Below are 22,324 nucleotides of genomic sequence, written 5' to 3' on the forward strand. Positions count from 1 at the left end.
ACTACCGTTCAAGAACGGTAAAAACTACCGTTCAAGAACGGTAAAAACTACCGTTCTTGAACGGGAAAATTTACTGTATAGTAATAATGATTCTAGTAATACTGATTTTAATGTTGTTGTTGTTGACAAAGAAAATAAAATTAATGAAATTGAAAAATTATATATTAATTTAAAAGTCGATAAGGAAATAAAACCAGGCATGAAAAAATTAATCGAAAAAAATAGTGATAATTTAGATATAGAAATCTGGGAACAAATTTTTATAAATGTTTCAGAAAACAATATTAAGAAAAAATATAGTTATATAAAAAAAGTATTAGAAAGTTTACAAGAGAAAAATATTAAAACACTTAAAGAATTTGAAAATGATAATAAATTATACAATGAAAAAAAATCTAAAAATAAGTCTTCTAAAAAAACAAATAAATTTGACAACTTTGATGGAAGCTTAAAAGATAAAGATGAAAATTATATTAATGAAAAAATAAAAGTTTCCCAGGATGTAAAATTTGGAAATAAAAAAGATATTAATTTAGAAGATGATGAAGATATTAATAAAAAAGTTTATGAAAATGCAGTAAAAAATGAATGGAACTGTGGAGTAGCAATTAAAAAGATTGCAATAAAATATGCAATAAAAAATAATTTACCATATCCAAAAAAACAATAATAAAAAATTGTTAATATTTTAGTAATATAATCTAAATACTGGCATTCTATTGTTGTACAAAAAGTTTAATTAAACAATTTAAAAGTTATAGTATTTATAGTAAAATTAAATTGTTATTAAAAATAAGATTAAGAGTCAGTTTTGTGAGGATTATATGAAAAAAATTTATAAAAGAATTTTATTTATGTTTGCAATATGGAGTTGTTTTTTTACAGATTACATAACAATAACTATGTGGTTTACATCAGCGATATTTGTTGTATTAATTATTATTATAATTTTAGATAATTTTACTGATTTTGAAAAAAGAAAAGTTATTAAGTATAAAAAAGTTGTAAAAATATCTATTTTAAGCACATTCTTAGGAATGATGTTATTTTTATCATTAGATGGAAAGATTGAAATATTTATAAGGTTTTTATATAGGATAAATGTAAGTTATTTAGATTATGGTTATAAATATTTACATAACTTTATTTTTATTATGATTCAAAATATAACCTTTTTTGCCTTATATATTTTTATTATTTTCAAACAAAAATCTGAAAATAACTCAAAATATTTAAAAACAACACTATTTTTGTGTAAGATACTATTACCAGTTATTTTCTTTATAATTTTTTTGCTAGAGATAGAAGAAATAAAATTTTTTATAAGTGTAGGAATTTACCTTTATAATATATATTTATTATTGTTTTTTATTATGTTATTAATTTCAATAAGTAGTTTTAAAAAATACCTTGAATCTTATGAAAAAATGCATATTAGAAAGATTATATCTGTTACATTTTTACTGATCAATATATTGATAGCTGCTTTTATAGTTTTTTTATCTGCTATTTTTTTAATGGCATTGTTTAGAGTTAAGATACCAAATGAAAATTTAGAAGCATTTTACTATATTATGTTTTTAACATTATTATTGTTTATTTATTTAATAGTGTATTTTAAATTAAAAAAAATTGCATTAGGAAAATCAATGTTTTTGATAATTAAAATATCTTTTTATCTTTCTCTTTTTATTTCTTATGTGCTTTCAGTAATAACTACGTTAGGTGTGGATATTTATGATTTTAAAATTATAAGTGTTATTAATAAATATTTTTATTTAAATTTTAAATCAATAATTAGTACAAGCTCTAAAGAAGCATTACTTACTTTTGTAATTTTTGATTCAATTTTTGAGAATATTTGTTCTTTTTTTGAAAGTACAAAAGAAGTATCTGAAGATGTCAGAGAAGCACCTAAAAGTACAGGAGAAATATCTTAAAAATTAGTTATAAAAAAGAGAGATATTAGAATACCTCTCTTTTTTACTTACATTCTGTGAATATTTATATTGTTAGAAAATTCTTCTAAATTAAAATGATTTAAAACTCCTATTAGTACTATATTATCAAAGTATTTATTCAACTTATCAATGTTCTTAAAAATAAATGTTAAATTATCATGGTCAAGTAATTCTAAATTATCTAGAGCAAGTAATTTAAAATATGAATCATTGCTTTGATATATGGCAGCCATCAGAGCAATTAAAAATATCAAACTTTCACCAGTTGACAGAGCTTCAAAAGATATCTCTTTAAAATTCATCATAAATCCAAAATCAACCTTATTCTTTTCATTTTTAATAAAAACAGTTTTATTATTAATTCCAATTTCTAATAAAAATTGGTCCATCAAATGTATAAATGGTTTTATCCCATTATTGATTAGATTGGACTTTTCTTGTTTTAAAAGTTTCTCTAATGATTTATAATGTTCTAATTTTATTTCTTTATCTTCTTTAATAGATTCATTTTTTTCTAACAGTATCATATTTTGTTTTATATCTAATTGTTGTTTCCATTTCTCTTTTAGATCAATTAAATCTTTTTCAGATAAAGATAACATTTTTTCAAGTAAATCTATATTATCAGAGCTATTAAATAATTTAAGTGTATGTTCATATGCTTCCAACTCAGCTGTTAGCTTATCTATATTCAAAATTTCTTTGTCAATATTATTAATTCTTTCTTTTATATTTGATAATTCAATGTTATTTTCTTTTATCTTATTTTCTTGTTTACTAATTATTTCTAAAAGACTATTTTTAGAATTATCAATTTCACGATAATCCTTTCTAGCTGAATTGTACTTAATTAATATATCATTATAAATATTGGAAAAGTCTTTTAATTCGTCATTTAAGGCATTTATTGACGCATTAAAGCCTTCCATGTTGCCACAGTATATATTTCCATCAATAATACATTTTTTCAGTTTATTTCGCTCATTTATTGTTTTTATTAAATCATTATTACTTTTAATTTTATTTTCTATATTAGTTTTTTCATTTTTAATTTCAATACCAGTGAGCTCTAGAGTTTTTAAAGTATTATTTAACTCTGATAGTTTTTCATTAATCTCATTATCAAATTTAAAATCTTGTAGTTTAAAAATATTTTTTTGTAACTTTTCTTTTTCACTATATAAACTTTTCTTTTTATCTTTATTTACTTCAACTTCATTTTTAAGATTATTATATTTACTTAAGACTTGGGATTTTTTTAGAGTTTCTTTTTTTATATTATCTATATCATTTCTTAATTTATAAATTTCTGACTGTTTCTTTTCAATTTCATTGTCTATACTATTGTTTATATCAATTTTTGTATCAAATTTTAATGATGTCAACTGAAAGATAACTGCTTTAATTTCTTTTATATCATTAGATATAATTTTTTTATTATTTGAAACATAATCTAATAGTTTATTAAGATTTTCTTCAAATGAATATTTTTCTTGATATGCATACATCAACTCATTTAGTATGTTTTCTGGGATGATACTATCTAGTTTTGAACTTAGATAATGTTTATCATACTTACCAGCTGATATTAAAGAATAAATTAATTTAGATTTATCATTTGAGTTTAAAGAAAGAAAAGTATTAATATCAAAAAAAGTTGTATTTATTCCAAGCTTATCTATTATATCTTTATTTTTACCACTAAGCTTACTCTCCTTAGATTCTGAAAAATAAAGCTCTTCACTACCACTTGATTTTTTTGAATTCAAGGATCTTTGTATAATCCCATTATCTGTATATAATTTTACAGAAAATCCATTTTGATATTTTGATATTTTCATCATATCAGCTGTTTTTTTATCACAGCCAGGTATGTATCCCAATACTGCAAATATAATACTTTCTAAAATAGATGATTTTCCTACTCCGTTTTTACCTGTTATGACTATTGGCTTTGATAAATCTATTGTTTTATCATCATAACATTTTACATTTGTTAAGTTTAGTTTTTGAAACATTTTAATACCCCCCTATTTTTGTTAAGCTGATAAATACAGCTAACTTTTATTTGCTAAAATATATAGCTTAAATTTTTATTTTCTTTTTATAATATGGGGCTATTTTTAAAAAATTTTGAAACTTTTTTTATTATATAAATTAATATGATATATGTTATTGTAGTTAATATAAATATTTATTGAAAGAGGTAAAATAATGAATATTGCTGAAAAAATAGAATTGAAGAGAAAAGATTTAGGATTTACAAAAGGACAATTTTGTAAATACCTAGAAATACATAGCAGTACATATACAAGGATACTAAAAAATAAGATATCTACTACAACTTTAATTAAAATTTGTAAACTTTTAGAATGGTCATTAGAAGACGAAAAAGATAAAAAACTTGTTTTTGTAAAAAGTAAATTAAAGGTTACATCATTAATAAGCATTCCATTAGCATGGATAATATATCTAAATGTTAAAGAAAAAGATAAATTTAGATTAAGACTTTACAGTGATAAAATTACTATAGAAAAAAGTATAGACAATGAATGTCCAGAAAGTGGTTTAATAGATGAAGTAGAAAAATTAATATATTTTCATCCTAATGCTGAAGGAAGAATAAGCCCACGAATACTGATACCATTAAAATGGAGAAGAATATTAGAAATAAAAGAGGAAGATATTTTTACTATAGGTATTTATAATAATAAAATAACGATGAAAAAGAAAAATAGATAGATTATAAATCTATCTATTTTTTTAGTTTTATATAATATCTTATTTGTTTAATATTCACTATTCAATAGCATTGTAACACAATCAATATCATCTATTACAAAAATTGTAATTTTAGTGTCTATTTTAAAATTTACATCTAGACTTTGTTCTATCTTATAAGTAGATGTATATTTAGGTACTTCTTGTTTATGTGTAATTAACATAGAACTAGAATCAATAGGAGTTATATCAAATACTTGAAGATAATCCTTTTTTATTTCTAACTTATCAATTAAATTCCACATAAATACTTGTAATTGAATTGAAATTTCATGCTCTACTCCTTTAGTAAGGAATTTTCTGCCTGTAAATAAATAACCACTGTCTGCTTTATTTTTTATAGATATGTTGTCATTTGGACTAGTTATTAATTCACTTTCTTTTTCTACTGTATTATGATCTAAGTTGTTTTTTTTAATTACAGTATTTCCTAATCTCAATTCATTTTCGAGATTTACTTTTGAAAGTTTAAGAGATTCTAATTTATCATCTTCTGTGAACTTACTTTTTAAAACTTCTTTAAGAGATAGTAGTTCATTTGTCTTAAATGAATATTTTTCTTTTAAACTATCTAATTTATCTGAACTAATTTTATTATAATCCATAAAATATTTAATTAAAGTCTTAGGCGTTTTCAAAGCAGAAAATTCAAATTTATAGTTGTTGCCAAGTGAAATAAATTCTCTAACTTTATTATCAAATGTAAACTCCTTCTCATAAACTATATTTAGGCCATAAATTTCACCTAAAAAACCAACCTTTCCACCATCCATAATTTCTCCAAGAGTTTCTATAGCTGTTTTATTATCAAAATAAGTTTTTCCATCTAATGTTATTTTAAAATCATTAGAATTAGAAGCATATACTTTAATATCTTCTTCTAATTTAGATATTGATATATTTAAAGCTTCTATAGAATTTTCTATTGACTTTATATCTTGTAAAGTAAGTAAATTTTGATTTAGAAATGCTTTTTTATTTAATTCAATTATCTGAATTTCTCTATTTATTTCACATAATTTTAATATTCTATCATCAGAACAAGCACATGCTTTTGTTTCAGCATAACTCATGAGTTGATTTCCAATATCTTCAGCAGTTCTAGAAGATGAAGAATTATTAAGAATTTGAGCTATATATTTTGCTTTTATTTCTATTGTCTGCCACGAATATGCGTCAAAAGAACCTTCAACTACATATCTAAAAATATATACCTCTTTATTTAAATTTCCTTGTCTTAATATTCTACCTTCTCTTTGTGAAATTGATGAAGGTTTCCAAGGTACATCTACATGATGAAGTGATTTTAAATGTTTTTGAAAATTAGTTCCTTCACCCATTTTAGAAGTAGAACCAATTAATATTCTAATAACACCATTATTAAAATCATCAATAAGTTTCTTTCTTTTTTCTGGTGTATTGGCATCATGTATGTATGCTATATCTTTTTCTAAAACATTATTTTTTAGAAGTTCATTTTTTATATCATTATAAACATTATGTGAACTTCCAGTAGGGGTTCCTAAATCACAGAATACTAGATGTGTACTTATTTTATCCTCATGATATAAAGAAGCTATATTTTCGCCAACTTTTATTATCTTTGGTGATATACCATCAATTCCAACTAATGCAGGGCTTACAGCCATTAACCGACCATCTGTAGTTACATTTAACATGTTATCTATTCTTGGATCATATGGGCCATTATGAATTTCCTCTGCACGTTTTACAAGAGAATCTATATATTCTTTCATTTGGTTTGTAGGTTTTATAATTTCTACTATAGGTTTTCCTTCTTTTACTTTAGGAATATCTAAATCTTCTATATCACAGATATTAACTACATCAGCAACTTGTCTAAATATATTAACTAGTTCTGGAACATTACAAAATTTAGCAAATCTCTGTTGGAATCTAAAACCTTGTCCAGTTGGATCTACTTCCATTGAAGAAATGATTGAACCAAATGTACTTGCCCAAGCATCAAAAGTATCTACTCTATAATGTTCTAGAGAAGGTTTATTTAAATAAGTAAGCAGAGTATACATTTCACAGATACTATTAGAAATAGGGGTTGCTGTAGCAAATGTAACACCTTTATTTCCATTAACAGATTTAAAATATCTTAGTTTATTGTATAAGTCTTGAGTTTTCTTTGTTTTTAAAGAAGATATTCCAGATACTTGCATAGTAGTATTAAAATATAAATTTTTAAAATTATGAGCTTCATCTATAAATAAGTTTGTTATACCAAGTTTTTCAAATGAAAGAAGAGCATCATCTTTACGCATGTCATTTAACTCTTTAATTCTATTTAAATAATTTTCTTTTATTGTTTCAAGTTTTTTTATAGAAAAGTTAGGACATTCATCTCTATAATACTTAAGTGTTTTATTTAATTCTTTTAGATCTGATTCTACTAATTTTAGTTCTGTTTCAGCTTCTAAAGGTATTAATCCTAAAACTGAGTGAGGAATTATTATACTATCCCAATTACATGTAACAATTTTAGCTATAATTTTTCTTCTATTGGCTTTAGAGAAATCCTTTGAAGTAGTAGCTAAAATATTTGCTTGAGGATATAAATTAAAATATTCTTTAGCAAATTGTCCAGACTCACAAAGCGAATTTGGAATAACAAATAGATTCTTATTACCTTTCTTTGAATCTATTTTAGAAATCCTATTTAATTCTTGTGCAGCTGTAATCATTGTATAAGTTTTTCCTGAACCAACACTATGGCACAGAAGAGTGTTACAATCAGAAGTAACTATTCTACTAGCTCCTTTTAATTGATGTTCTCGTAATTTTATATTAGGATTTATTCTAACATCATTTAGTATATTTTTGTATTCTTTTTCCTTATAATCTATAAACTTTTCATTGTATATATCAAGTAACTCTTTATGAATATAACTATTACTTGTTACATAGTTATGAAAAGCTATAAGCCATTTATCTAATATATTCATAGCAAGTTGAGTTTCTTCTAAGTTTTTGACAGAAACTTCTTTACCATTTTGAGTTTCTTTATCAGTGACAGTTATAGTCTTCATGTTTAATGCTGCTTCAACAATAGATAAAGATTTTCTTCTTTTTGTACCCCATATAAACTCATTTTTATTTATAGGTATATAAGCAGAACAATTTATTGAATAACCAAGGTGTGTTGAATATAATAGTTGAATTGAATTTTTTCTAAGATCTAATGTCTTTTCAATAAAATCAGATTTTATATTTGAAGGTATCCAAGTAGATGAAATGTTAAAAAATACATCTGTTTCATATTTAGGTTGATTAGCTTCTAGAGCTTTAACATTCACCAAAAAGGCATTATCATTTACTGATGCTTCTTTGGCTATTTTTAATTTTTCTTTAACATATCCACTTAAATAACTATCTCTATCTACTAAATATCCTGTCAAAGGATCAATATAAGCAAGTTGCTTAGATAATAATTCATCTTTGACACTATGATATGATTGATTCATGAGGCTACAGATATAATCAATATTTAAATATCCATAATTATTAAATGCAATCATAATAGCATCTTCTATTTTTTCAGGTTTTTTTTCAGATTTTGATTTACCTATCGTTCTTTTTGAAAACATGTCAGCTTTTTTATATGTATCATTTTGCTTGTTATATATTTCTAAAGATGCTACAAGATAGTATAAAGTATCTTCAGATAAAAGCTTTTTATTTCCTCTAGAACTTATGAAACCATACTCATAGATATATTTATCATATTCAGTATTTAAACTACTCTGAAGGTCATTTAATTCGTTATCTGTACAGTTATTAAGTTGAGCTTGTATTATATTTTTTATAGTCTCTTTAATTATTATAAATTGTTTTAATTTTTCTTTTCTTTTGCCAACTAAAGAAGAAGGTATAAGATATTTTCCTTGTTTTTGATAAATCAATTCATTTTCTAATATAAACTCACCTTCTTTTAGTTCATCATCAACATCAGTACAAAGTTTTAATTCATCTTCTTCATACATATATGCATCATTTAGAGGTGTTTCATAAATATCTGAAGGAAAATATTTTAATAATTTATCATAATCACTAATAGATAAACTTTTTGCATTTTTTAAAATTTGTTTTGGACCATATTGAGAAGAAACTATTTTCATTTCTCCTAACATCATATGAGGGTTATTTTTATAATAACTATTTATAAGAAAGTCTTCATAATTAACAATATCTACCCAATCTTCAGAATGTAACTTATTATTATTTTTTCTTAGAAATATTATGTCTGTAGTTGTATTTGTATCACAAAAAACTTCAATAGGAAGTCTTACAGCACCTATAAAATCACACTTTTTATCTATAATCCTTCTAACACTAGTATCTGCTTTATCCAGTGTACCTGAACTTGTTATAAATATAATTAATCCCATATCTCTTACTTTTTCAATTGATTTTATAAAATAATAATCATGAATGTTTAAATTGTATTTATTTAGATGTTTATCTTCTGTATCATAAGGGTGAATTGTACTAAATGGAACATTTGTTATGCATAAATCAACACTTTCATTTTTAATTTTACTATCTTCATATTTAGTATTTATTATTTTAGATGATGGATATAAATATTTAGCAATGTCAGAGCTTAATTTATCCATTTCAATACCTAATATTTTAGAATTATAATACATATCTTCAGGCATAAAGCCTAGGAATCTACCAGTTCCACAAGCAGGTTCTAATATACGACCTTTTTCAAAGCCAAATCTATCTAATACTTTGTAAATAAACTTTATAACTGTTGCAGGAGTATAGAAACTAGTTAAGCATGAAGCTTTTGCACTATCATAATAATTTCCTAAAATATTTTTTAACTCTTTATCACTCTTAGAATTTTCAGTGAATTTTTTTGAAAGACCACCCCATCCAACATATTTTGCTAAAATAGATTGTTCTTTAGTAGTTACATCTTTTTTTGAATCATTTAGTCTATTTAATATGTTTACTGCATCTAAATTATTTTGATAGCGTTCTGAATTATTATTTGATAGATTCTCTCTTGATAAAAAGAAATCAGATATATCTGATTTCTTTTCATTAATTTTAGAGCTTAGATTTGCAATTTGTTTAAGAAAAGTGTTTTGAAAAAGTTTATCTGAAGTAGTTTTACTAAATTTCTTTATGTTACTATCAATATTAGGTTTTGACTCTTTATCAGCTTTTGTATTATCTACTTTATCAAAAGATAAATCAAACAAAGAAACTTGATTTTTTAAGTGTTTTTTATTTTTGTCTTTATTAGATTTTTTTGACTTTTTGTTGTTGTCATTTTTACTTAATTCATTAAATTTAGATTTAAAAAAGTTTATTAAATTACTCATTTTTTTCTCCTTTTAAATTATTTTTATAGGGTTTCTGCATACTGTATTAGAAGTTTTATTTCCTTGTTATTTAGGTTTTTAACTTCTTCTAAATTGACATCAGGAAACAATATTTCAATTGCTTTCGTTAACTTATCTGGAATTGTTTTTTTGCATTCTGCATATTTGGCTGATAGAATTAATCTCTCATTAGAGTATTCTTTTTTATTTATTTCTTCATCATAGTTTTGAATAGATTTTAAATACTCTAAGTCCACTGCATCTATGATTTCATCACTATCAATAGCAACAAGCTTACAATTCAATACATTAGCATTTAATAACTTAGCACTATTTATAATTTCATTAATATCTTTATCATCTTCATAAAAATAGGGTATAGTTGTAATTGCCATTCTATAACCAGGTATACCAGTTATATTAGTTATAGGGCAATTGAACTGAGGTAATTTTTTTAAAGCGTTTCTCTGACTATAAGATAGTGCAGTTCTATCAGAAAGATTTTTGTTAGATAAATACTGACTCAAAGTTTTTTGGACTTCTGTATTTTTTAGATTTACAACTATTTCTAATGATGAATTAATAGGTATAATATAATTTTCATTAGTATTTGTTGATGTTCCTCTTTTTAATATTTCACCAGCTGTATAATCTTCTGAAATAACATGGCCAAGAGAATCTAAAAGGTAGGATTCTGTATTAATACTTGCTGTGGCTTGAGTCATTATTTCATTACCATTATAATTTGAAACTGCTACTGAAGTAGAAATTGCTTTAAAAATTGATCCATCATCGTTGTTAATAACATATGGATTTTCTCTATAATCTCCATCAAAATAGATTCTATCTGGTTGAAAAACACTTGCTCCTACTAGTTTATTTACATAAAATACACCTTTTAAAGTAAGACTTACTTTTTCGTCTTTATCAAATATAATTTGTTCCAGTTCTTCAGACAATTTTAATGAAATATTTATTTTTTTCATAATGTATTCCTCCTAATTTTATATAGCTGATATATACAGCTTAAATTTAAGTTGCTAATTAATAGCTAATTTTTTTATTAAGTACAATATGGTACAAATTTTATTTTTTTTTGAATAAATAATGAAATAAATTTAAAAAAGCATAAAGAATTAGATTAAAAGGAACTGTTATCAGGAATAGTTTTTTAAAAAAGAAAATATAAAAAATTTATTTAGAATATTTATGCTGATAAATAAAATAAGTTGAAATTATATAATTCTAAATGGACTTGTTATTTCTCATGCAAAAAGAATCCTTTGCTTTTGAATATATACTTTTAAAAGAAGCTATAATTATTGATATAATAGCATCTCTTAAGAAATAATTTGAGCATAACATTCCATGGCTTAATACAAAATAAGTATATTGACCATCAGTATAGCATCCACTTTGAATTGTTCCATTATAATCTAAATTTTCATTAATGAAGGAAATAATATCAGAATCAAGCAATATATCAAGAGCAATAATTTCAGCATCATCTTGATAAATATCAAAAAAAATATCAGTAAAATCATCCTCATAATCATCATCGTCAGAATAGTAGGAGAGCTCTTGTTCTATATTTTTCTTTATTGTTTCAAATACATTATAGATTTTAGATTCTAATTTAGGAGAAGTAACTATTTCATAGAAAGAACTATGAAAGTAATTTATATTTAATCTATTTTTTAAAATAATAAGGAAGTCTTCTATATCATCTGGAAGATGCCAAGAAATACTTTCATCTTCAATATTGGATGTAAATTTTGATAGAGTATTTACATCATTGCATGATAATATATTAAATTTCTCAAGATATTTTAAAATTATTATATCAAGATATTTATTTATTAAAAAATTATTTTTTGAATATTCATCATAATAATAATTTATGGCATCATTCATGTATAATTGTAAAGCTGAAAAATTACTTTTATTTTTAATATTTTTCATATAAAATATTTTAAAAGCTAACATTTCTATATAAGAATCTTGTAAAATCTTTTTCTCATAAGTACCAATGTTTTTAAACAAATTAAGTTCCTCCTTGTAATATATCAATTACTTATATAAAACTTTAATAATAAAGAAGCTGATATAAAACCAGCTCTTTATTATTAAAGTTAAATTTTTATTTTAATGAAATCATGTCTGTATCAAAAGTGTATATGTTTTTATATAGTTTATTTAAACATACAATGTTATTAGTTATAATAAACGCAGTTGTTGCACTCAATACATTTGTTGCAAAATTTTGAGGATGTTCACTTATATTAGAGCAAGTATATCCTTCTTCAACTATTTCATACTCGTCATTATATTTTAAAATTTCAGGGAAATAGCTACAAACAGGTTGTTTAATTATATTTTTATTATCTTTTAACCCAATTACAGTTTGTCCAGTTCTGTCATTTCCTTCTCCATTCCCTGTATCAATATATACCAATGATTCAATATCATTATCATTAAATACATCATTAAGTACAGTACGAGCTTTATTATTATCAACGCATCCAATTAGTATAAATTTTTTGAAAGAGTTTTTAATTATATCTGTAATCATTTCTTTACTCTCTAAATATTTATCAATAAATGAAATATTTATCATTAATTTACTATATCTTTTTGCAAGAACTTCAGCTTTATTTTTACCTAGATCTTTACTAGTAAACTTTTGGTTACGATAGTTTTTATTTTCAACAGTATCTCCATCAATTAGTATAATCTCATTAATTCTCCTTTCTGAGATTGATAATTGAGACAATAATGTTATTAAGTGACTACCTGTTGCACCACACCCTACTATTATTATGTTATACATATTTTTTACCCCTTACATTTAAAATTGCTATATGTTGCTGATAAATAGCCAGTAGTTTTATCATCATTAGGTTCAAGCATCCATTTAGGGGTTCTACCAAGCTCTATATATCCATAATCATGAAGTATTTTTTTTGTTAATTCCTCTATTTTTAAAGCATTTATTTCTTCTTCTGTTTCTAATTCTATTAATGTTTTTCCAAAAACCTTCACTATTATCTTAGTATATTTTTTACATTCGTTTTCTAGCTCTAGATAAGGATTAATAACCTTTTTTTCTAAATTATTTTCAGTATTCTTTGTTGTTTTTTTCTCCTTTTTTAATACTTCAAAGTGTTCTTTAAATAAATTTTCAAAATTCATTTTCATATCCTCCATTATATTTTAATTAATATTTATTAATGTCACAATTCCAAAAAAGTTTTACAATATTATTGTTATATTCCACAGAACAAGAGATATAATCTTTTGAAAAATATTCATAAGGAATATTGTAAGACTCTCTATATATAGGATAATTACTATTTTTTAACCAATATATTTGCATGGTTTGTGTCCAGTCAATAGGGAAAGAAATTACATGATACTTTCCAGTTAAAGTTTCTTCTTTTTTTATTACATATACAGGTCCTTTATTTATCTTGTGTAGAGTTTTTTTGTTGAAAATTAAATACTCATCTGGATAGAAACTGTAACTCCAAAATAAGTTAACTATATTTTTTTTATATTTTACATGGCATGATAAGTATTCTTCTGTAAAATAATCATGAACTACATTATAATATTCTGTAGCTATAGGATAGTTATGTTTTCTTAACCAATAGTGTTGCATCTTTCTTGTCCAATTCTTAGGAAAGGATAAGCTTTCATACTTGCCATTATTTGTTTTTTCAGATTTGACAATGCAAATGTGTGCTTTACACATAGTATTTAAAATTTTTTTCTTGAAAATTATAGGTGTTTTCTCTAATTCTGCACAATATATATATAGATCCAAATTATATTCTTCATCAAATAGATGTTTGATATCTTCAACGATAAATTCTAAGTAATTTCCTTTGTTATCAAGTAACTCAAAAAGTGAAACATCACAAGATGTATATAAATTGAATAGTTGAGTTGTATCAACGGACTTTTCTATAACACTTCCATCATTAGTAATATATTTTATATTTAATACTTCACATTTTATTTTACAATTATTTTTACCTAATAAAAAAATCATCTTTTACCTCCAATAAGTACACTAATATTACTTACAAATAGACTTAATCCATTCATCATAAATACAACATTCTACTAATAAATTGTCATCAAATGTTTTATGATTTAGATGTTCTAATAAAGCAAGAAATTCTAAGTGTTTTGTATTTCTTTCTATAGAAAAATAGTCAATTGTATTTGGCATACTAAAAAATATATTTGGAATTAAAAATAAATTATCAAAATTATTAAGATTTAAATTAATATTATTTGATCCAATACAAGCACTTGTTTCAGGACCAGGTGTATTTGTAAATGGATAAAAAAACAATTGAGTATTTTCTTTTATATGCTCAGTATCAGATGCAACTATGAATAGTCTGCTAAATATGTTATTAACAACTTTTATAGCAAATAATAAGTTTGGCATTCCTACATCACTATAATAATCTTTACCAAATGACATAGGAGAAGGGGATTTTTTTCTAAGAAATACATAAACATATGTATTTTTATTTGTTTGAATAGAATGAATGAATTTTATATTGTCATGTTCTTTATAAATATGATTATAAATAGGCTTGAAAATTTGTTTTTTTGGTTTCGTTTTATAGGCAGAAGTTAAGCTACTCATGAAATCTGATACATTAATATCATAACTTTTTTTTCTGCCATTTAAATTTTCTATGCAATGTATAACATTACTGTCCTCTAAAAATTTAAATGATATATCTTTCATTGTTTTACTACCTCCATACAATCTAATATTAATAATATTGTAAGTTTAAGATTTTTTTGTTTAGCTTAATATATTTCATCTACATCCATGCTCATGTTTGTAGATAATATACTTGAATTCAAAAATTCAAAAAGAGTCATATCAATTAGATGAGAATTTTTAGAAGGATCTTTTTTAAAAAGAATATCAAAAACCTTAATAAAGATTCTAGCTGGTAAATTTATTAAAAAATCGTCATCTACATCTTCTGATTCTGAAATACTACACATTTGAAGTAATTTTCTTATCAAGATATCATCATCTGATAAAGTTTGTATTTGATTGAGATTATTTTCTAAGTCATTAAAGTTAATCATATAAATCACTCCTAATTTTCATAATTTGATTCTTTTAGTTTATTTTCATAAAAAGAATTACATTTATGAAATTTCATACAATTATTAATTGTTTTATTAGTGAAATCACAACAAGGCATATTAAATCCCAATAACTCATACAAAGAATCATCATAATGGACACAATTTGCACATCTTACAAGGTGGAACTCTTCATCTAAAAGTCCTAAAGCATTATTTTTAGGGATTACAATAGTTCCATTTGTTTTACTAGATTTTGAATAAAGTAGTACAACTGATTTTTTTTCATTATTTTTTTTCATTGTAGTTTTTCTAAATTTAATATCCATATTATTGGCATGACTTACCTTAAATCCTAAATTAAATAAAAACTTTTTTATGCCAGATATATTTCCATCTTCCATAAGTATTTTTATTGTATTTTCTCTAGTGATTGTAATGATATTATTTGTACTATCTAATTTTGAGTAAAATAATGCAACTTCTTTTTCTTCATTATTTTCCTTAGATTTAAATTTTTTTAAGGCAGTGTTTGTTCTAGCTGGATATCTTACTTCGAACCCTAGATTGAATAAAAATCTCCTTGTTTTAAGAATATTTTGTTTGTTAATTTCGTTAAAGTTTTTAAATATTTCACCTAATTCTTTTTGATAGAGTAAAGATAATGATAAAGTTTTTGATTTCATGAAAAGACCTCCTTTTATTTTTTATGCTGATAATTACAGCTGGTTTTTATTTGCTAAAAGATAGCTTTAATTTAATTTGTATATAATATGGGGCATTTAGGAGTCTTTTTTGAAAATTTTTATAAGAAAATAAAAAAACTGTTATTAGAATGATTTATAATCACTTAATAACAGTTTTAATTATTAACATTATTTTTTATGGTACGAATAAGAATATATAATCTAAAAATGTTTAAGAATTAGTATTTTTTAGTTCATATTTCCAGGCTTCACCACTTCTTATTTTTTCTCTCTCAAAATAATTTGGATATCTAACAATAGGAAAAGGAGGTTTGTAAATAGGAGTAATATTATTTAAAGTACAGTAACGGATGTTAAAATCTTCATACCTTAGAGTGTTATCTTTTGTAATCCAAAAGAAATCTTCTACACTCATGGCAAGATTACTTCTACAAATATCCCAAACATCATAATATCCTAATTTAAATTCTTTTAATATAGAAGGTACCTCTGGTCTACATTCTTGAATAACTCTTTCCTCAATCCAAATTCTTATAAATTCATCCCATTTATCACTATCTAAATTTTTGAAAATATTTGTTATTGGAAATGGGTTCATTCCCTTATAATTTTTATTTTGCTTAAATGAGAATTTATCATTTATTATATTATATATTAAGATTCCTGCTGTATCGTTTTTATATTTTAAAAAATATAAGTCATTGTTTCCGATTACTCCATTATTTTTGATGATTAGTTTATCATCAAAATTTAGCTTATCATAAAATAAATTATTCATATAAAATTCCCCTCTCTTTTAAATATTCAATTCTTACTTTTAATAAGTGTTTAATACATTCTAATCTATGTTGTTTCAAAAGATCTTTATAGCTATCAACAATTTCTAATATTTCATTAGTATTAATTTTTAGACTTATATCTGATATTAACTCAATTTGCTCATAATGTGATATTCGAAATGGTTTACATTCATCTATTGATTCAAGAAATTCAGGATCATCCAGCTCCAACTCCTCATCAATGATATTTCCATATAATGCAAAGCCATGATCAAAAAGAGGTGCAAATTTTAAAGTACCTTTTTCATCTTGAAGCATACCAAAATTTCTTAGATGTCTATCAATATTATTAATTAAGAAATCTACTATTATCATAGTATCCAACTCTTTTTTATTTATATTAAGATTATTTATTAAATGATTATATAAATCATCAGTGTTATTGCCAACAAGTTCTCTCATTGTGATATATTTAGATAAATTTGCAAAATCAAAGGAATAACAAATATCATATACTTTATCATTTCTGTTTATTTTGTCATAGTAATATTTTACATGATTTACTTTTAAACTATCCAATATTTGAGATACCAATACTTCTGTCAATGGTTGAATATTGCTATATGTATTTCTATACTTAACACCAGTTTTTATATATATTAGTTGTCCATTTAGATAAGCGGTCCATTTATATAACATACCCTTAGATGAAGCATTTGCTCCAAAAGTACCATTTATATTAAATTTATTTTTTTCATATGAATTTAACATTTTTATTATATTCTCCTTTTGAGTATATTTATATTAATATTATCAAAGTTTATTGATTTTTACAGTACTTTATCTAAATAATTTTAGAGTGAGGAAAGCTCTGAAAAAGAACTACACTCTTGTAGTTTATAGTAAAGTATTTCAAGTGTTATGCTATCATCAAAATATATATCTATGCTATTATCAAGTACATATATTTTTGCTATAGTTCTATTGTCATAATAAAATAGTTTTACAACTGTTATATTTATAATTGTTTCTTCAATATAAACTTTCCAATCTACTTCAAAATCATGTAGTGTATAATATTCTTTTTCATCAATTACTTGATTAATAAATAATGTATCTTTAAATTCAGATTCATTATAAGTATCAATAGCTTTCATATTATCAAAAGAATAAATATTACTTTTGATAGTTTTATATGGAAAATTGATGTTACTGGGTTTGTTTTCATATAACTTATTAATTGAATGAAACAATAAAATTAACAATAAAAGATAGATTAATTGTTTTGGTAAAATCAATAGTAGACACAATAATGAAATTAATAGGTATATACTTACACGTAACTTTTTAAAAACATTTACAATAAAAAATATACTATGTTTATTTAATTTTTTTACTTTAATCATAAATATTCCTCCTAATTGCTGACACATGCAGCTTATTTTTATATACATTAAAATGCTTAAAATTTTTATTAATTATAATATGGGATAAAAATTAAATATTTTTGAAATAAATTTAATTTTCATTGTTTTATAAACATACAAAACAGGCCAAACATATTTATATGTTCAGCCTATTTCATATTTCAACTAGTACAAACTTCTTTAATTCTTTAATTAGATATTATTTATCTATTTTATAATCATAATTTTTCTTTCTCTTGTATTGTGAGATTTATTTATATTAATATTAGGGGTTTTATAATGTAATGCTAAGATATAGAATGAGAAGAAATATTATATTTACCACATATATCATAAAAGGACCTTATCCAGAAAGATAATCAATAGGTGTTTAATCTTTAGATGAGAGGTTGTATTTTTAGAAAATGATTTCAAATCTTCATTTCCATTAAGCCTATATACTAATCCATTCTCTAAATCGTTCATTGCATATACTTACTGTATTAGCTAATTCGGACACACTTCTTTCCACTTTAACATAAAAATATGCTCCCTTAATGATAATAGTTTTTTATTTAAACTATACACTAGAAAGGGAGCATATCATTTAATTAAACCCTTGTACTATCTATATCAAGATAAAATTATAAATGCTTAAACGTTTTTAGTGTAAGATGTATATGTTTCACCTGTTTTTACTAAATCATATGGAAATACAGCTCCTCCTTCATAATTTAAATTTACACCTGCAGTTGATTTATATGCTTTATAAACTAATTGAGAACAATAAAATGAATTTGTAAGTTCTGGTTGCTCAAATACCCAGTTATATGGTAGATTTCTTTTATTGTATGCCCATGTTGATGAAGTCTTATCTTGAGCTGTTGTAGTTTTTCTTACGCCTAAACCATAGACACTATTATATCTATCACGCCAATTATTATTATAAACCTTTACCCCACCTTCAGGGAAAGATTCAACTGTAGTTGTAGCTGTATGAACTATTCCTGCATGTCCTATAAGTTTTCCGAATTTACCATCTTTAGTAACAAGTATAGCACCTATCCTTGTTGGATATGTACCTGATGTTGCTCTTTCAATGTTTGGGTCTTTATCTGTACTTTCTACACCATTTTCACGTAACTCTTGATCTATTTCTTCAAATCCATCTAATTGTTTTTGAATAATAGCTTCATCACTTTGACTTTCAACCTGTTGAACTTCATTTGCAAATGATAGTATACTTGAATTGACAAAAACTAGACCTAATACTAAAGCACCTGAAACATATTTTTTAATCCTCATAATTCACATCCCCTTTATATTTTTATATTTTAACTATTCAAAAGAATAATTAATTATTAATAAAAAACGATACAAAAGTCTTATTCTCATATTCTTTTAATTTAATAGATTTTTTTAGTTTAAAATCACTTAAATTATAAATATAGATTTTTTTTCCATCAGAAGATAAAAATTCATCTTTATTTATACAGCTTGAAATATGCTCATTTTTTGTTTCATATTGATTTATTTCTAAACTATCTATATCTAATCTAGCTATCCTATGTTTAGTTGTTTCACCCAAAGAGTTATTTTCGGTTATGTACAGATAGTTTTTATCATCAAATATTTGAGATAAATTATCAAAAGGTAATTCAATGATCTTAGATGAGTAATCATTTAAGTTAATTCTTATCATTTTATTTGAAAGTGCATCATTACCATCTCTTTCCTTTAATATATATAGATTATTATTTATGATTTTTGCACCTGTTACATAACTTCCGTCTGATATATCAATGCTTTTTTCAACATTTAAATTTTCCTTATTTAGAACTGATAGAACTAATTTATATTTACTTGAAATTTCTTTAAATGATATTAAATATAATTTTTCATTGTTTTCAACTAATACTATTCCTATGCCTAAATCTTTTAATATTGTCGATTTTAGTACTTGATTAGATTTTAAATTTGTTTTAGAAAGTGAGATTTCGTCTAGACTAGAAGATCCTGAGTAGATATTTTTTTTATCAGATATAAAAAAAGTTGGATTATTTCCTTTAGATGACACTATAGTTTTAGGATTTAATGAATTTTTATTTATTTGGAGAACAAAATCATTTACGCTACTGTTTGTTACAGGAGCTATGTAATAAATATTTTCATTAGTATCATCTCCTATTTTTTTAAAACCTGCTAAGGTAATTCCTCCATAGTTGATTTTTTTATCACCTTTGTAATTGCCATCTGAATCATATAAAGAAATTATAGAGCTATTTTCCATAGATGTGTTAATAGTAGCATATTTATATTCTTCATCAGCAGTTTTTGAACAACCTGTAATTGTTACAATCAATAAAGATAATAATGCTAATTTTTTCATATACCCTCCTAATATTTATATATAATTGATTCTACTTGAATAGTATCACATTTTTTCAGAAAAATCAATATTTTCTCATAAATGGTCGTTTAAAGTTCATAAGTGGGCAAAATTATGTAGAATAATATAATAAATTATTAATATAAAACATAAAATAGCATATCAATTAAGATATCCTAATTAATTTTTTCAAAAAAATCTTTAAAATGAACCATATTACTTAGGACATATAAAATAGCTATCTATTAGCAAATAAAATCTAAGTTGCGATTGTCAATATAGAGAAAGGAGAAAAAATATGGTTTAGTAGTTAAAAATTTAGTAAAAATAATTTAGAAATATCAAAGGAGGCATTATGAAAAATAACAAAAAAAGTTTAAGTTTATTAAAGGAGAATATAGAGAATGAAACAGGTGTTAAATTTGATACTTTAGAAATAGGAGATATACTTTTATCTGTAGATAAAGAAGAGTTTGGCAGATATGAGCTTTTTAAGATAGTGCAATTAGATGAATTTGTATTTTTGATTGATTGTGATGAAAATGGAAATCTTATTAAATTTGGAAATGAAAAAGATATCTTGTATATAAACATAGAATCACATAAAGAATTTATTTTAAACAACTCTGAATATATACAATTAAATACACTTGGGAAAAAAGCTTTTAGAGATTTAGCAAATGATTATTCATTTACTAAGTTTAGTAAAAAATAAGAAAGAAAAAATATGAGAGGAATAGATAATATGATAATAAGAAAGATAGCACCAGCAGAACTAAAAGTAATGAAGTTTATTTGGGATTCAGACATTCAATTAGCATCAATTAATATTACTAATATTATGTATAAAAGATATGGATGGAAACAAACTACAACATTAACACTACTATCAAGATTAATTAATAAAGGTATTTTAAGTTCAAAAAAAATTGGAAAATATACTTATTATAAAGCTATAGTTATGAGGAATGAATACATAAACTTTGAAACTGAAGAATTCATTCGTAATGTATTTGACGGTTCATTAGTTAATTTCTTAGATTCATTAATAACTTGTGAGCAATTAACAGATATGGAAAAAGAATACCTAGAAATTTGGAGGTACTATTTAAAATAAAAAATCAAAAAAGCTATATTAGTAGAGAATAATACTCTTATATAATATAGCTTTTCATTTGGAGTTTATAATATAAATTTTATAAAATAATTCATTTAGTATAAGGAAACTTTAGTAATTTCGATTAAAGATTTTGAAGGAAAATCATGATGTATTATCTTTGGAATGAAACTGATTCGTAGATTTTCTTGGTTATTATAAATCTCACGAGTACAAAACCCATTTTTTAATTCATATAAAATTGAATCAGAAGTGTCTTCTGGCCATTCAAAGATACCAATATAAAAATCAATAGTTTCTCTTACCTCTTCACTAAATATATCATATGTATATATCTTACCAAGCATAGGTTTTAAGTTAGATATTATACTTGATATATCATCTTGTCTTGAATTATAGTAATAAAGTAATGAATAAAGACTATTCTTAATAGCATTCTTCAGCTCACACAATGAAATTTGATGAGTTTTATACTTATTAAATAAATTGTTAAATAGCTCAAAATCATTATACATAATTGTATCAAGATTTTTATCAGCAGGAGACAGATACAGCTTTTTATTATTTATAAAAGCTCCACATTTAGAAATTTCTTCCTTTGATATGCAAGTTTCTATGTATCTATCTATGATTTTATCATAATATTTTATATTTATTTTTAAACTTTCAGTCATAAAAATACCTCCTA

The 22,324-nt window shown here is 23.4% G+C and carries 21 protein-coding genes; 5 read left to right on the forward strand and 16 right to left on the reverse strand.

All coding sequences use genetic code 11. The features are described from left to right. The coding region (locus KGF39_RS08000) for a hypothetical protein (protein ID WP_227821870.1) at window positions 1-670 on the forward strand (670 nt) is incomplete at its 5' end. A 154-nt stretch (window positions 671-824) separates the two neighbouring features. Next, complete coding sequence (locus KGF39_RS08005; RefSeq protein ID WP_227821871.1) at window positions 825-1,940, forward strand: hypothetical protein; 1,116 nt, start codon at window positions 825-827, stop codon at window positions 1,938-1,940. 47 nt (window positions 1,941-1,987) lie between these two features. Here the strand turns inward: KGF39_RS08005 and KGF39_RS08010 are convergent, their stop codons facing one another. Beyond that, window positions 1,988-3,979, reverse strand: a complete 1,992-nt coding sequence (locus tag KGF39_RS08010) for an AAA family ATPase (RefSeq protein ID WP_227821872.1) — start codon at window positions 3,977-3,979, stop codon at window positions 1,988-1,990. 196 nt (window positions 3,980-4,175) lie between these two features. Here KGF39_RS08010 and KGF39_RS08015 point away from each other — a divergent pair, with 196 nt between their 5' ends. Then, window positions 4,176-4,703: a helix-turn-helix domain-containing protein gene (locus KGF39_RS08015; protein WP_227821873.1), complete on the forward strand. Its 528-nt coding sequence runs from the start codon at window positions 4,176-4,178 to the stop codon at window positions 4,701-4,703. 47 nt (window positions 4,704-4,750) lie between these two features. Here the strand turns inward: KGF39_RS08015 and KGF39_RS08020 are convergent, their stop codons facing one another. From KGF39_RS08020 to KGF39_RS08085, 14 genes are all read right to left on the reverse strand, one after another. Beyond that, window positions 4,751-10,111 carry a DUF960 family protein gene (locus KGF39_RS08020; RefSeq protein WP_227821874.1) on the reverse strand — a complete coding sequence of 1,787 codons (5,361 nt, stop codon included), beginning with the start codon at window positions 10,109-10,111 and terminating at the stop codon, window positions 4,751-4,753. 23 nt (window positions 10,112-10,134) lie between these two features. Then, on the reverse strand, window positions 10,135-11,097 hold the full coding sequence (locus tag KGF39_RS08025; RefSeq protein ID WP_227821875.1) for a hypothetical protein: 963 nt from the start codon (window positions 11,095-11,097) through the stop codon (window positions 10,135-10,137). A gap of 259 nt (window positions 11,098-11,356) precedes the next feature. After that, on the reverse strand, window positions 11,357-12,154 hold the full coding sequence (locus KGF39_RS08030) for a hypothetical protein (protein ID WP_227821876.1): 798 nt from the start codon (window positions 12,152-12,154) through the stop codon (window positions 11,357-11,359). Between the two features lie 97 nt (window positions 12,155-12,251). Beyond that, window positions 12,252-12,941, reverse strand: coding sequence for a ThiF family adenylyltransferase (locus KGF39_RS08035; RefSeq protein WP_227821877.1), 690 nt, complete (start codon window positions 12,939-12,941; stop codon window positions 12,252-12,254). Window positions 12,942-12,946: 5 nt separating this feature from the next. Continuing rightward, complete coding sequence (locus KGF39_RS08040) at window positions 12,947-13,303, reverse strand: hypothetical protein (protein ID WP_227821878.1); 357 nt, start codon at window positions 13,301-13,303, stop codon at window positions 12,947-12,949. A 25-nt stretch (window positions 13,304-13,328) separates the two neighbouring features. Continuing rightward, a complete protein-coding gene (locus KGF39_RS08045) occupies window positions 13,329-14,165 on the reverse strand; it encodes a hypothetical protein (protein ID WP_227821879.1) in 837 nt (278 codons plus the stop codon). A gap of 27 nt (window positions 14,166-14,192) precedes the next feature. Next, window positions 14,193-14,882 carry a hypothetical protein gene (locus KGF39_RS08050; RefSeq protein ID WP_227821880.1) on the reverse strand — a complete coding sequence of 230 codons (690 nt, stop codon included), beginning with the start codon at window positions 14,880-14,882 and terminating at the stop codon, window positions 14,193-14,195. A gap of 65 nt (window positions 14,883-14,947) precedes the next feature. Beyond that, a complete protein-coding gene (locus KGF39_RS08055) occupies window positions 14,948-15,238 on the reverse strand; it encodes a hypothetical protein (RefSeq protein ID WP_227821881.1) in 291 nt (96 codons plus the stop codon). A gap of 11 nt (window positions 15,239-15,249) precedes the next feature. Beyond that, a complete protein-coding gene (locus tag KGF39_RS08060) occupies window positions 15,250-15,924 on the reverse strand; it encodes a hypothetical protein (protein WP_227821882.1) in 675 nt (224 codons plus the stop codon). 232 nt (window positions 15,925-16,156) lie between these two features. Further along, entirely contained in the window at window positions 16,157-16,723 is a 567-nt protein-coding gene (locus KGF39_RS08065; protein WP_227821883.1) for a hypothetical protein, read from the reverse strand. Next, the gene (locus tag KGF39_RS08070; protein WP_227821884.1) at window positions 16,716-17,495 is read right to left on the reverse strand and encodes a hypothetical protein; all 780 of its coding nucleotides are present in this window, start codon (window positions 17,493-17,495) and stop codon (window positions 16,716-16,718) included. Before KGF39_RS08070 ends, KGF39_RS08065 begins: the two co-directional genes overlap by 8 nt. 83 nt (window positions 17,496-17,578) lie before the next feature. Next, window positions 17,579-18,130, reverse strand: a complete 552-nt coding sequence (locus KGF39_RS08075) for a hypothetical protein (protein WP_227821885.1) — start codon at window positions 18,128-18,130, stop codon at window positions 17,579-17,581. A gap of 654 nt (window positions 18,131-18,784) precedes the next feature. Continuing rightward, window positions 18,785-19,435: a YiiX/YebB-like N1pC/P60 family cysteine hydrolase gene (locus KGF39_RS08080; RefSeq protein WP_227821886.1), complete on the reverse strand. Its 651-nt coding sequence runs from the start codon at window positions 19,433-19,435 to the stop codon at window positions 18,785-18,787. Window positions 19,436-19,484: 49 nt separating this feature from the next. Beyond that, on the reverse strand, window positions 19,485-20,519 hold the full coding sequence (locus KGF39_RS08085; RefSeq protein ID WP_227821887.1) for a hypothetical protein: 1,035 nt from the start codon (window positions 20,517-20,519) through the stop codon (window positions 19,485-19,487). Between the two features lie 355 nt (window positions 20,520-20,874). Between KGF39_RS08085 and KGF39_RS08090 the strand changes: the two genes are divergently transcribed. After that, window positions 20,875-21,234: a hypothetical protein gene (locus KGF39_RS08090; RefSeq protein WP_227821888.1), complete on the forward strand. Its 360-nt coding sequence runs from the start codon at window positions 20,875-20,877 to the stop codon at window positions 21,232-21,234. A 30-nt stretch (window positions 21,235-21,264) separates the two neighbouring features. Further along, the gene (locus KGF39_RS08095) at window positions 21,265-21,636 is read left to right on the forward strand and encodes a BlaI/MecI/CopY family transcriptional regulator (protein ID WP_227821889.1); all 372 of its coding nucleotides are present in this window, start codon (window positions 21,265-21,267) and stop codon (window positions 21,634-21,636) included. 95 nt (window positions 21,637-21,731) lie between these two features. Here KGF39_RS08095 and KGF39_RS08100 read toward each other — a convergent pair whose 3' ends face one another. After that, a complete protein-coding gene (locus tag KGF39_RS08100) occupies window positions 21,732-22,310 on the reverse strand; it encodes a hypothetical protein (protein ID WP_227821890.1) in 579 nt (192 codons plus the stop codon). Window positions 22,311-22,324: the final 14 nt, after the last annotated feature.

It is taken from the genome of Clostridioides sp. ZZV14-6345 (assembly GCF_020657775.1).
Taxonomy (GTDB): domain Bacteria; phylum Bacillota; class Clostridia; order Peptostreptococcales; family Peptostreptococcaceae; genus Clostridioides; species Clostridioides difficile_D.